Below are 12,018 nucleotides of genomic sequence, written 5' to 3' on the forward strand. Positions count from 1 at the left end.
GGCTTAGCCGACAACCCGATTGCTGCCGTCATCACTGACCGCATCTAAATTACGTTACTCCATGTTTCAACATGGTCAGCAGAGTGATCTGCTAACTCGAAGGGCTCCCTATTAGGGAGCCCTTCACCTTTCTAGCGTAGTGGAATAATTTCTAATTCAACGCGTCTGTTTTGTTGGCGCGAATTGGCGTCAGTGTTAGCTACCTTGGGCTGATATTCGCCCATACCTACCGTACTGATCCGCGTACTGTTTACACCATTGTTGGTCAATTGAACTTTAACCGACAGAGCGCGACGTTCAGATAAGGCCTGATTGTATTGTTCAGCGCCGGTGTCATCCGTGTGCCCTGTTATGATTAATGTGGTTTTTTCATACTCATTGAGAACTTTTGACACATCTTGAAGGATAGGGTTAAACGATGGGTCCACTGCAGCACTATTGGTCGCAAAGGTAATATCGCCAGGCATAATCAATTTCAATTTATCGCCGTCTCTAACAATATCAACCCCACTGTTGGCAAGCTCCGAGCGCATCGCTTCTTCCTGCTTGTCCATGTAGTTGCCAATGGCGCCACCGGCGATGGCGCCCACAACCGCGCCCCACGCATACCGGCTTTTGTCGTGATCGCCGGTTCCTTTACCGAGCAGAGCGCCTGCAACAGCGCCTATTGCTGCGCCTTTCTGGGTATTATTCGGTTGTGTTGCACACGCCATAACGGCAGAAACACCCACTGCAACGATCGACAACTTCACACTTTTCTTCAGACGGTTTTGCATAATTTCTCCTATGACTACATCAACGTGAAAAATCCACGGCGTATTCATTTTTCTTAAAATTTTGATTTCACAAAATATGTCAGTTTCACATGCCCAGCTGCAAGTGTGATGCCAGCCCGGTACGCCGTCATAAGGTATGATTTTTAATACGGGCGTATGGGATTGCCCCTTTAATTAAAAGGTGAACATGATTAAATCAAAATTCGTTTATTTTGTGGGCAACCGCTCAGCAGCATGAAGGAAAGTAATATGATGAAATCGATTATGATCTATTTAGCCTGTGCAGCTACCATGGCTACGCTATCGTTTAGCGTCCAAGCCAAACAAAATACGCAGATGCGACTATCCTGTGGCGTGGCTGAAATGACATCGCAAACCGAAACGGCTAACCAACTGCGCAAAAAAACACGTTTAGTCTCTACGGCCGCACACATTACCGCGACCGAACAGCGTCAATCACGTTGTGCCGACAATAGCGCAGCACGCTCGACATTGCTAAACAGCGCAATTCAGTCAGGCAGTCTGTTAGTGAAGAAATTGCCGAAAAACGGCTTCAGTGCGGTTCGGGCGGGCTGGTAATAAATTCTGCGATGTGTCGACTGATCTCATCCGGTATCTCGTGATGCAACCAGTGGGTTGCATCCGCAAACCTCACTTCTGTGTAATCATCAATATAGTGACCAAGCCCGGTTAATACACCGCTATCAAAAGCCTGATCTTGCTCTCCCCACAACACCAGAGTCGGTACGCTAATGCGAATATCAGGTATTTTCATCGCAGGTTGCTGATGCTGATCGGCCTGTGTTTGTGCCCCCTCACGCGCAAATAACTGCGGCATAGCCCGATAATAATTCAGCATATTGGTGACAGCGTTTGGTCTTGACCATGCAGTCATGTAATGCTCAACGTCCTCAGCCGATAGATCAACGGCAATATGATGGATCGAGTGTTGCTTGAGATGTTCGAATTGATTGTTGCACAACTGAGTTTCCGCGTCTGGGTGTAGAAAATCATGAATGTAATCACTCATCGACCGCTGCCGCTTATTATGAAGCATTTCACGGGTAAACGTGGATGGATGTGCAGCGTTGAGAATAACCAAATGTGATAATAGTTCAGGGTAACGGCTCGCTAGCGGCCACGCTAACGCGCCCCCCCAATCATGTGCAATTAATACCACTTTCTCGCCATGGCTGACTACGCGCAGAAATTCAGCAACTACCTCTACCAGATTAGGCACCGCGTACCCTGTGAGGTCATTGGGTCCTTCACTCAAGTTGTAGCCGGGTAGATCGAGCGCAATAGCGCGATATTTCGAGCTAAAATAACCAAGCTGCGCCTGCCACACACCGGCATGTTCAGGAAAACCATGCAGAAAAACAAGGGTCATAGGTTCGACTGCAACAGCGGCAGGCGACTGCACCGCTAGATAATGCAGCCGCAATCCACTGACAAGGGCGTACGCCGACTGGATAGCGTCAGAGTCACCCTTGATAAAACAACTCTTCATCCATGCTCATTAAATTGTCCGAGCCTGAATTAATAGCTGAAACCAATGAACGTGTGCGAGTGAGTATACGGTCAAAATAAAACTGTGCTGTTTGCAGCTTAGCGTCATAAAACGCCTTATCTGAAGTGCCCGCATCCAGTTTTTCTTGCGCAGTTACTGCCATACGTAACCAGAAATACGCAACAGTGACGTAGCCTGAGTACATCAGATAGTCGACAGCCGCCGCGCCTAATTCATCCGGATTGTTTGCCGCTGCTTTCATGATATCCCGTGTTAATTGCGTCCACTCGTCAAGATGGCTCTCGACCGCGTTCGCCCAGGCATTAAACTGAGATTTGGCGCGCAATTGCTCACAATAGGTGCGGATTTCCTGCGCAAAGCCCTGTAATAACTGGCCTTGGCTTCCAGCTATCTTACGTCCCAACAAGTCGATCGCCTGAATACCGGTGGTTCCCTCGTACATAGTGCATATACGCGTATCTCGCGCTAATTGTTCCATGCCCCATTCCGCAATATAGCCATGCCCACCATAGACTTGCATGCCGTAACTGGTCGCTTCTTGCGCCGTTTCCGTTAGAAAAGCTTTAACAATGGGGGTTAACAGCGCTAATTTAGATTCAGACTCTTGCTTCTTCGCTTCATCCTTACCATACAGCGTAATATCAACCATTTGCATGCAATAGATTGCTAAGGCGCGATTACCCTCTCGCAGCGCTTTTTGGGTCAGCAGCATACGACGCACGTCCGGATGAACGATAATGGGATCAGCTGGGCCATTGTTATTCTTACGCCCAGTCAGTGAGCGAAACTGCAAGCGATCTTTTGCGTAGGCCAACGCGCCCTGAAACGATGCCTCAATAGCCGACAACCCTTCCATGCCGGTGCCAATGCGCGCAATATTCATAAACGTAAACATGCAATTTAAGCCACGATTGGGCTGGCCTATCAGGTGCCCCTTGGCGCCATCAAAGTTAATCACGCAAGTCGCGCTCCCTTTGATGCCCATTTTATGCTCAATGGAGCCGCACGTTACCGCATTGCGGTCGCCTAGTTCACCGTTTTCAGTCACGTTGAATTTCGGCACAATAAAGAGTGATATCCCCTTGGTACCGGCTGGCGCGTCAGGGAGTCGGGCCAAAACGATATGCACAATATTATCTGACATATCGTGCTCACCCGCGGAAATGAAAATCTTTGTTCCAGTGAGCGAATAGGTACCATCCTCATTTGGCTCAGCTTTGCATTTCAGCATGCCAAGGTCAGAGCCGCAGTGAGATTCTGTAAGACACATCGTGCCGGTCCAACTGCCTTCAACCAGTTTGTGCAAAAACATATCTTTCTGTGCTTGCGTGCCATGTGCCTTAAGCGTTTCCATGCACCCCTGGCTCAGGCCTGGATACATTGCCCAGGAATGGTTCGCACCAGAAAACCATTCAGCCATTGAGGTCGCCAGTGAATAAGGTAACCCCTGACCACCAAATTCTTCAGGCTGTGCCATTGACGGCCACCCACCTTCCACATATTGATGATATGCTTCTTTAAATCCTGTTGGCGTAGTGACTTCTCCTTCGTTCCACACGCAGCCTTCTTGGTCACCAATGGCATTGATTGGCGCGAGTGTATTTTCGGCAAACTTTGCTGCCTCGCTGAAAATTGCGGTCACCAAATCGTGGCTCACTTCATCAAAGCCTAAATCCGCATAGTGTTTGTCAAATCCAAATAGCTCATACAGCGTGAAAAGTGTGTCTCGCTGCGGGGCTTTAAAATTTTGCATAATCTTTACTCAACCTTTAATTACAGTACTTCAAATAAGCCAGCAGCGCCCATGCCACCGCCGATACACATGGTGCATACTACGTACTTCACGCCGCGACGCTTGCCTTCGATAAGCGCATGACCCACCATGCGCGCTCCACTCATTCCGTAGGGATGACCAATCGAAACAGCACCGCCGTTTACATTCAATTTATCATCTGGAATACCCAACTTATCGCGGCAGTATAATACTTGCACTGCGAACGCTTCATTCAGCTCCCATAGGCCAATATCATCCACCGTAAGACCGTGTTGTTTTAACAATTTGGGAACGGCATAGATGGGCCCAATTCCCATCTCATCTGGCTCGCAGCCTGCTACTGCGATGCCGCGGTACACACCTAAAGGCGAGAGGCCCAACTTTTCAGCAACATCGCTGCGCATCAATACACTGGCGCTCGCACCATCAGACAACTGACTGGCATTGCCGGCAGTGATGCAGCCTCCGTCAATCACTGGATTAAGTCCTTGTAGTCCTTGCAGTGTCGTTTCGGGTCGATTGCCTTCATCTTGACTCAGGGTCACCTCGTGCTTACTAACGTCACCGGTGGCTTTATCAACCACCACTTTGTCTGTTGTGATTGGCACAATTTCATCATCGAATTTACCGGCTTCCTGTGCAGCCGCTGTGCGCATCTGGCTCTGGTATCCGTATTCATCCTGAGCGTCTCGCGAGATGTTGTAACGCTTCGCCACCACCTCTGCCGTCTGTAACATCGGCATGTAGATGTCTTTGTGTTTAGCGATCAACGCTGGGTCAGTCATGCGATACGTGTTCATGTGCTTGTTTTGCACTAATGAAATCGAATCAAGCCCACCTGCGACCAAAATATCGGCCTCGCCCGTCATGATGGTCTTTGCAGCGGTAGCGATAGCATACATACCGGAACTGCACTGGCGATCCAGCGTCATACCAGAGACGGTCACCGGCAAGCCACCGGCTAAGCCGGCTAAACGCCCAATATTCATTGAACCCGAACCCTGCGTTAACGCACTTCCCATGATCACATCGTCAACGCGGTCGCCTTCGATACCTGCACGCTCGACAGCAGCAGCAATGGCATGCCCCCCTAACGATGGCGCTTCCAAGTCATTTAGTGCGCCCTTGTAAGCCCGGCCAATAGCGGTTCTCGCGGTAGATACAATAACTGCCTGATGCATGTCAATTTCCTCAATTCGTTAATCGTTAAACGTCTTGCCTCGTTCAGCAAGCGACTTTAAAAGTGGTGCTGGCTTAAACCACGCTTTGCCGTAATCGCCCAAGGTATCGTGATATTTCTGCATTGCCTTTAAAACCGTGTCCAAACCAATTTCATCAGCGTATTTCATCGGGCCACCGCGATACACTGGGAAACCGTAGCCGTATACATAAATTACATCGATATCACTCGCTTTTGCCGCGATCCCCTCTTCCAAAATCAAAGCGCCTTCGTTGATCAATGGGTAAATACAACGCTCTACAATCTCTTCGTCACTGATGTCACGTTGCTGTATGCCAAGTCGCTCAGCCTCTTGTTGCGCCAGAGCGACGACATCAGGATCGGGTACTGGGGTTCGACTACCCGCGTCATAAAGATAAATGCCCTTGCCTGCCTTTAACCCCACGCGCCCGTCTTCAACTAACTTATCCGCAACCACGCAATAGCTGGGGTCATGTTCGATGTGTTCTTGGCGTGACTGGCGCACAAAGTATCCGATATCCAAACCCGCCATATCGGCCATCGTAAACGGCCCCATTGGCAACCCGAAATCGTAAATCACTTTATCAATCTGCTCAGGTTTCGCGCCTTCAAGCATCAACCGATTAGCCTCACGGCCATACGCCTCAATCATTCGGTTGCCCACGAAGCCAAAACATACCCCGACTAATACAGCAACTTTACGGATCGTTTTCGCCATCTGCATACAGGTTTTGATCACATCAGGTGAGGTTTTATCCGCCTTGACGACTTCCAACAGCTTCATCACATTCGCCGGAGAGAAAAAGTGCAGCCCAATCACATCTTCTGGCCGCGTCGTTGCTTGCGCGATCTCATTCACATCCAATGTTGATGTATTGGTGGCCAGAATAGCGCCCGGCTTGCAGACCTCATCCAGTGCTTTAAATACCGTTTGTTTGACTTCCATCTTTTCAAACACGGCTTCAATCACTAAATCCGCAGATGACAAATCTTTATATGACGTAGTACCTGTAAGCAGTGCCATGCGGGTTTCCACATCGTCAGCACTGAGCTTGCCTTTTTTAGCACTCTGCTCGTAATTTTTTCGGATCAGTGCCAACCCTTTATCCAATGCTTCTTGCTTGAGTTCCAGCATCACTACCGGGATACCCGCATTTGCAAAATTCATCGCAATGCCGCCACCCATAGTACCTGCGCCGATCACCGCCACCTGTTTGATCTCACGAGTCGGTGTTTGCTTATCGAAGTCTTTCACCCGCCCAGCCGCACGTTCAGCAAAAAAGAAATGCTGCTGAGCCCGCGCCTGAGGAGTATTCATGCACTCCATAAACAACTCAGCTTCTTTTTGAAGACCATCAGAAAAAGACAACTGTGTAGATGCCTTTACCGCCTCAATACACTTGTACGGCGCAAAAAAGCCGCGCGCCGGTTTGGCAATACTCTTCGCAAACTGCTCAAAAATATCATCAGAAAACGCCGAAGTATCGACCGACAAATCACACGTGCGAGGGAGCGGTTTTGAAGCAGATAACTCATTAATGAACTTTAAAGTAGCAGCCTCTAAGGCTTCAGGTGCGTCAACCAAAACATCAAAAACGGTCGGCAAACTACCCGCTTTTTGCGGTTTTCCAGACACAATCATCTCAAGCGCCTGAGGGACTGGGACAAGTCGAGGTAAGCGTTGCGTACCACCAGCGCCCGGCAGTATCCCCAAGTTAACTTCGGGGAGGCCAACCTTATTGCCAACATGCGTGATACGGTAATGACACGCCAGTGCAAGTTCAAGCCCGCCACCGAAAGCTGGCCCAGGAAGTACCGCAACGACCGGTTTCGTTGATTGCTCAATCACGTCCAACACTTCCGGTAACATCGGGTCCATATCGCCACCAGCAAACTCGCTAATATCAGCACCGCCACTAAAGAAGCCAATGTTTGACGTAATCACAATTGCATTGACGTCATCATCAGCGAGGGCTCGACTAACCCCCTCAACCAAGCCCAGACGGACTGGTTTTGACAACGCATTAACAGGCGCATTATGCATCGTAAGCGTAGCAATCGAATGACTTGACGAATAGTGAACTGGATTTTCTGAATTCATAATTGACCTATACTGAAATCAAACATCGCAGCATGGTATGACCTGTTCCACAATCAGTGAAGTTTATTGGTTTTATAATTCTAAATAACTCAAATCAATATTATTAACAAACCGTTTACCCTCGCAACCCACCGAGCAGCGCGGTCGAATGCTCATTTTTAAAACAATTGACGTCACGCACTTCTTCTGTTTTTGTGAGAAACCGTTGTGATAAAGCGATACAAAAGTTAAGCGTAGCTGGTGAGAAATAACCTAAACAGCTGAGCAAGATTAGCGCAGCTGGTGAGGAATACCCCTGAGGAAACCGTATTTTTCAGGGATGAAAAATATCGAGCCCCCATGGATGGGTTCACGGCGTGTTTCAGCAGGGTTGTTTCTCACCAGCGGAAGCGAGAAACAACCTAGAAAAATGATAAAACATTTAAGCGCAGCTGGTGAGGAATAACCCTGAGGAAACCGTGTTTTTCAGGGATGAAAAATATCGAGCCCCCATGGATGGGTTCACGGCGTGTTTCAGCAGGGTTGTTTCTCACCAGCGGAAGCGAGAAACAACCTAGAAAAATGATAAAACATTTAAGCGCAGCTGGTGAGGAATAACCCTGAGGAAACCGTGTTTTTCAGGGATGAAAAATATCGAGCCCCCATGGATGGGTTCACGGCGTGTTTCAGCAGGGTTGTTTCTCACCAGCGGAAGCGAGAAACAACCTAGAAAAATGATAAAACATTTAAGCGCAGCTGGTGAGGAATAACCCTGAGGAAACCGTGTTTTTCAGGGATGAAAAATATCGAGCCCCCATGGATGGGTTCACGGCGTGTTTCAGCAGGGGTGTTTCTCACCAGCGGAAGCGAGAAACAACCTAGAAAAATGATAAAACGTTTAAGCGTAGCCGGTGACGATTGAACTCAATGAGACCGTATTTTTCAGGGACGAATAATATCGAGCCTCCATGGATGGATTCACGGCGTGTTTCAGCAGGGGGGGTCTCACCAGTGGAAGCCAGAAACAACCGATAAAGACGAACAGAACAAACACAGTTGATGAGGAAAAACCATGAAAGCCCTAAGAACGCCCGATGAGCGCTTCGAAAATCTCCCTGATTATGACTTCACGCCACATTACGTCACAGTAGACGATTTTGAAGGCGGCACGTTACGAATGCACTACCTCGACGAAGGGCCCAAAGACGGTGAAATTGTATGGATGCAACATGGCGAACCGAGTTGGAGTTTCTTATACAGAAAAATGATAAAACCCATTGCAGATGCAGGATACCGCGTTATCGTGCCCGATCTCATAGGCTTCGGAAAATCAGACAAACCAACACAACGTAAAGACTACACCTACCAGCGCCACATAGATTGGCTCAACCAACTACTTGATCAGCTCAAACTGCAAAACATCACTCTGGTGTGCCAGGATTGGGGGGGACTACTGGGCTTACGCATGGTAGGTGAACAACCTCAGCGCTTCGCCCGCGTGGTTGCGGCCAATACCATGCTACCCACTGGTGATCATCAGCCCCCAGATGCTTTTTACAAATGGAAAGCGTTCTCACAAGAAGTTCCCGTTTTTCCCGCGGCTGGCATCATTAAAGGCGCAACCGTTCTTCCTCTAACCGAACAAATTTATGCCGCGTACGATGCGCCCTATCCCGATGAAAGTTACAAAGCCGGGGCTCGCGAATTCCCAGCACTCGTGCCAGTAACTCCCGACGACCCAGCGTCTCCGGCAAACCGAAAAGCATGGCAGGGACTACAATCATTTGATAAACCGTTTCTCTGTGCATTTTCCGACTCAGATCCAGTGACGGCGGGTGGTGATGCCATCATGCGCAAACTGATCCCCGGCTGCCAAGGTCAACCCCATACCACCATAAAACAGGGCGGGCATTTTCTCCAAGAAGATCAAGGCCCTGCATTTGCTGACGTGATAATGTCATTTTTAACATCAAACCCACTACGAGGTGCGCAATGAGCGATACGTTACTCGACTTTACCCAACATACCGTCTTGATCACTGGCGCAGCCAGCGGCTTCGGCCGACTCTTAGCCCAGGCACTGGCCATGCGCGGCGCTAATCTCGCATTAGGTGATATCGATGAAGAAGGACTGCAGGCCACTGTTGATAGTTTGAGCATTGATGCTTCGCGCGTAGTGTCACTACGCAACGATGTTGCCAGCGAAGCCGACTGTAAAGCCTTGGTAGATGCGGCTGTGAACAAATTCTCCCGCATTGACAGCGCCGTGAATAACGCAGGCATTGCGCACGATCCCGCCGCCATTCATCAAATCAGCGAAAGCGTGTTTGACCGACAAATGGACGTTAACGTGAAAGGCGTATTGTTCGGCATGAAATATCAATTGCCCGCCATGTTATCTCAGGGCCACGGTCACATTCTCAATGTAAGCTCGCTAGCGGGCCTGGGCGGTGCTCCCAAAGCTGGAGCCTATGTTGCCGCTAAGCACGCGGTCGCAGGACTCACGAAAACCGCGGCAGTTGAATACGGGCGTAAGAATATTCGCGTCAATGCGATTTGTCCGTTCTTCAGCCCCACCAATATTTTAAACGTTGATGGTTACAATACCGATGAGGCCAGAGCCAAACTAGCCATGGGCTCCCCCATGAAGCGCTTGGGCGATCCGCAGGAGATGGTGAATACCATGGTGTTATTATTGTCACCTGGAAACTCGTACATGAATGGGCAAACCATTGCCGTGGATGGCGGTGTTACCGCGTGGTAAATCCGATTTAATCAAAGCCAGAAAAAAGGCTGGTCATTTCCAGCCTAGTTTTTCTTCAAAATCTTTATCCAATTGTTTGGCAAAATCTTTGCCACTGATGGCCACTTTTTCCAACTGCTTATCTTCTGGATTGGTGGGCTCATAGCGGGGCACAGCAACCGGATGACCTGACTCGTCAATGGCCATAAAGGTAATAAAACACCGATTGGTAATTTCAATGGCGTCTTCTTTCGGATCGCTCGCTCTTACAACCACATATATATGCATGCTGGTTTTACCAGTATGCACAATTCGAGCACTGATAGTGACCATTTGGCCAACCAGGATCGGGCGAATAAAACGGATCGCGTTTGCGGAAACCGTCACGCAATAGCGTTTACTCCACTGCGCGGCGCATGCGTATGACGCTTGATCGATCCACTTCATAACCATACCGCCATGCACTTTACCGCCAAAATTGACATCCGTCGGTTCGGCCAGAAATCGAAATTCAGTTTGACTGTTTGTTGTCATTAATTGCTTATAATTCTTAAACTTGTGTGTCGAGTATAGAAAGAAAACAACACTTTGTCAGGAAATACGCTGGCGAGTCATCAGCCTGTTGCGTAATGCCGATGGCAACGCATTCAGAATGCGCTGCTGATGCTTCACTTGATTACGTTGCCAAAAAATACCCAGCCAAACAATCATCAGGCCAATGCCGCTAAGTGCGATGGGAAATAACCAGCTATCTTGAAACAACTCAAACGACAGATGCCCTAAATAAAGAGTCACACCCACAGCGCCAAACAATACGAAAACTCGCCGTACCAGCGCCACACCAATGAAAATCAACACGAGGTTAATGCCGCAATAGACAAGCTTACTCCATTCGCTATCACTGTCCTGCGCAGTCAACCCGCCCCAGAAAGCCAGTAAACCAAATACGTACAACCAGAAGCTGTAGTCTGAGTCGTCGCGGGTACGCAAGTCAATCCACAGCCCGATTAACGTTATGACTAAACCCACATATAAAGAGACGGACGTACGCAGCTCAAATTCTGGCTGCTCACCGGCGATATACAGCGCAACATCCATAGACAAATACCACAGCGTCACTGCAACCGGCAGCATTAACAAGGGATATCGATATCGCCATAACGCCACTGCGCCCACCGCCAACGTTGCCAATTCCATGTACAACCAGTGCCATTCAATCACACGATGATACGATTGATACGGCGTTTCGTCAGGCCATATGCCCAGCGCAGTCTGCAAGCCGTATACACACAGAGGGGTTAGTGCAACCGTAAAGGTCACACAGAGTGCCGCCGGTATCGGTAAATCACGGCGTTGCATCACCGATGCCAGCGCTAAAGCAGCACCGCCATACACTACCGACAACGCCACAATTGCCCAGCCACCGAACTGTTCCCACCCCAGATTCATAAATAACGTCATCGCGCCAATCGCAATCATGCCACCCAAATAATACAAGGTATGAGTAAAATCAAAACGTGGCTTTGCAGATGACGGGTTGGTGGATGTCGTCTCGAAATAAGCCTCCAATCGTCGCGCGGTTTCCTCAGATATCACGCCGTCGGTCACGGCGTTAGAGAGTCGTTGGGGAGTCAATATTTTCATGTTGCGTATTTCACCCAAATAGTCGCCACTACCGCAGCTAGACTTCAAAATGTAAAATTAATGGCATTAGAGTAGCGCCTTGCTACAGACTCCGCTAGCGCCATTTCAGGTATCATTTGAAATACCCATGTATCGCCTTGCAGATTTTTTTATGCTCTCACCTCGGCTTTAATAAAATCCGTCAACACAAACTACTTAACAAACCGAGGAATTTAACCATGTTGAAAATAGTTAAAACTTCTATCGCTATCGCCGCCGCTTCTTTTGTCT

The 12,018-nt window shown here is 48.8% G+C and carries 10 protein-coding genes; 3 read left to right on the forward strand and 7 right to left on the reverse strand.

The window, feature by feature from the left end; all coding sequences use genetic code 11:
* Positions 1-131 precede the first annotated feature (131 nt).
* Positions 132-776 carry an OmpA family protein gene (locus KIU71_RS17560; RefSeq protein ID WP_390881950.1) on the reverse strand — a complete coding sequence of 215 codons (645 nt, stop codon included), beginning with the start codon at positions 774-776 and terminating at the stop codon, positions 132-134.
* A 249-nt stretch (positions 777-1,025) separates the two neighbouring features.
* Between KIU71_RS17560 and KIU71_RS17565 the strand changes: the two genes are divergently transcribed.
* Positions 1,026-1,355: a hypothetical protein gene (locus KIU71_RS17565; protein WP_214132619.1), complete on the forward strand. Its 330-nt coding sequence runs from the start codon at positions 1,026-1,028 to the stop codon at positions 1,353-1,355.
* Here KIU71_RS17565 and KIU71_RS17570 read toward each other — a convergent pair.
* The 4 genes from KIU71_RS17570 to KIU71_RS17585 are packed head-to-tail and all read right to left on the reverse strand — an operon-like array spanning position 1,330 to position 7,383.
* On the reverse strand, positions 1,330-2,286 hold the full coding sequence (locus KIU71_RS17570) for an alpha/beta fold hydrolase (protein ID WP_214132620.1): 957 nt from the start codon (positions 2,284-2,286) through the stop codon (positions 1,330-1,332). The genes KIU71_RS17565 and KIU71_RS17570 overlap by 26 nt on opposite strands.
* Positions 2,261-4,060, reverse strand: a complete 1,800-nt coding sequence (locus KIU71_RS17575; RefSeq protein ID WP_214132621.1) for an acyl-CoA dehydrogenase C-terminal domain-containing protein — start codon at positions 4,058-4,060, stop codon at positions 2,261-2,263. The genes KIU71_RS17570 and KIU71_RS17575 overlap by 26 nt, the downstream gene beginning before the upstream one ends.
* A gap of 20 nt (positions 4,061-4,080) precedes the next feature.
* A complete protein-coding gene (locus KIU71_RS17580) occupies positions 4,081-5,262 on the reverse strand; it encodes an acetyl-CoA C-acyltransferase (RefSeq protein ID WP_214132622.1) in 1,182 nt (393 codons plus the stop codon).
* An 18-nt stretch (positions 5,263-5,280) separates the two neighbouring features.
* Positions 5,281-7,383 carry a 3-hydroxyacyl-CoA dehydrogenase NAD-binding domain-containing protein gene (locus KIU71_RS17585; protein ID WP_214132623.1) on the reverse strand — a complete coding sequence of 701 codons (2,103 nt, stop codon included), beginning with the start codon at positions 7,381-7,383 and terminating at the stop codon, positions 5,281-5,283.
* Between the two features lie 1,051 nt (positions 7,384-8,434).
* On the opposite strand from KIU71_RS17585, the gene KIU71_RS17590 reads away from it, so the two are divergent.
* Both KIU71_RS17590 and KIU71_RS17595 read left to right on the forward strand, forming a co-directional pair.
* Entirely contained in the window at positions 8,435-9,358 is a 924-nt protein-coding gene (locus KIU71_RS17590) for a haloalkane dehalogenase (RefSeq protein ID WP_214132624.1), read from the forward strand.
* On the forward strand, positions 9,355-10,125 hold the full coding sequence (locus KIU71_RS17595) for an SDR family NAD(P)-dependent oxidoreductase (RefSeq protein WP_214132625.1): 771 nt from the start codon (positions 9,355-9,357) through the stop codon (positions 10,123-10,125). Before KIU71_RS17590 ends, KIU71_RS17595 begins: the two co-directional genes overlap by 4 nt.
* A 33-nt stretch (positions 10,126-10,158) precedes the next feature.
* Here the strand turns inward: KIU71_RS17595 and KIU71_RS17600 are convergent, their stop codons facing one another.
* Together KIU71_RS17600 and KIU71_RS17605 are read right to left on the reverse strand one after the other, a co-directional pair.
* Entirely contained in the window at positions 10,159-10,638 is a 480-nt protein-coding gene (locus KIU71_RS17600; protein WP_214132626.1) for an acyl-CoA thioesterase, read from the reverse strand.
* Positions 10,639-10,695: 57 nt separating this feature from the next.
* Positions 10,696-11,748 (reverse strand): DUF2157 domain-containing protein, encoded by a 1,053-nt coding sequence (locus tag KIU71_RS17605; protein WP_214132627.1) that lies wholly within the window; start codon positions 11,746-11,748, stop codon positions 10,696-10,698.
* Positions 11,749-12,018: the final 270 nt, after the last annotated feature.

This window comes from Alteromonas oceanisediminis (assembly GCF_018474025.1).
Classification (GTDB): domain Bacteria; phylum Pseudomonadota; class Gammaproteobacteria; order Enterobacterales; family Alteromonadaceae; genus Alteromonas_E; species Alteromonas_E oceanisediminis.

Bases quoted from the DNA above. Each gene is read 5' to 3' on its own strand.
- KIU71_RS17580 (WP_214132622.1), bottom strand. From the start codon at position 5,262: ATGCATCAGGCAGTTATTGTATCTACCGCGAGAACCGCTATTGGCCGG.
- KIU71_RS17605 (WP_214132627.1), bottom strand. From the start codon at position 11,748: ATGAAAATATTGACTCCCCAACGACTCTCTAACGCCGTGACCGACGGC.
- KIU71_RS17585 (WP_214132623.1), bottom strand. From the start codon at position 7,383: ATGAATTCAGAAAATCCAGTTCACTATTCGTCAAGTCATTCGATTGCT.
- KIU71_RS17575 (WP_214132621.1), bottom strand. From the start codon at position 4,060: ATGCAAAATTTTAAAGCCCCGCAGCGAGACACACTTTTCACGCTGTAT.
- KIU71_RS17590 (WP_214132624.1), top strand. From the start codon at position 8,435: ATGAAAGCCCTAAGAACGCCCGATGAGCGCTTCGAAAATCTCCCTGAT.
- KIU71_RS17600 (WP_214132626.1), bottom strand. From the start codon at position 10,638: ATGACAACAAACAGTCAAACTGAATTTCGATTTCTGGCCGAACCGACG.
- KIU71_RS17560 (WP_390881950.1), bottom strand. From the start codon at position 776: ATGCAAAACCGTCTGAAGAAAAGTGTGAAGTTGTCGATCGTTGCAGTG.
- KIU71_RS17565 (WP_214132619.1), top strand. From the start codon at position 1,026: ATGATGAAATCGATTATGATCTATTTAGCCTGTGCAGCTACCATGGCT.
- KIU71_RS17595 (WP_214132625.1), top strand. From the start codon at position 9,355: ATGAGCGATACGTTACTCGACTTTACCCAACATACCGTCTTGATCACT.
- KIU71_RS17570 (WP_214132620.1), bottom strand. From the start codon at position 2,286: ATGAAGAGTTGTTTTATCAAGGGTGACTCTGACGCTATCCAGTCGGCG.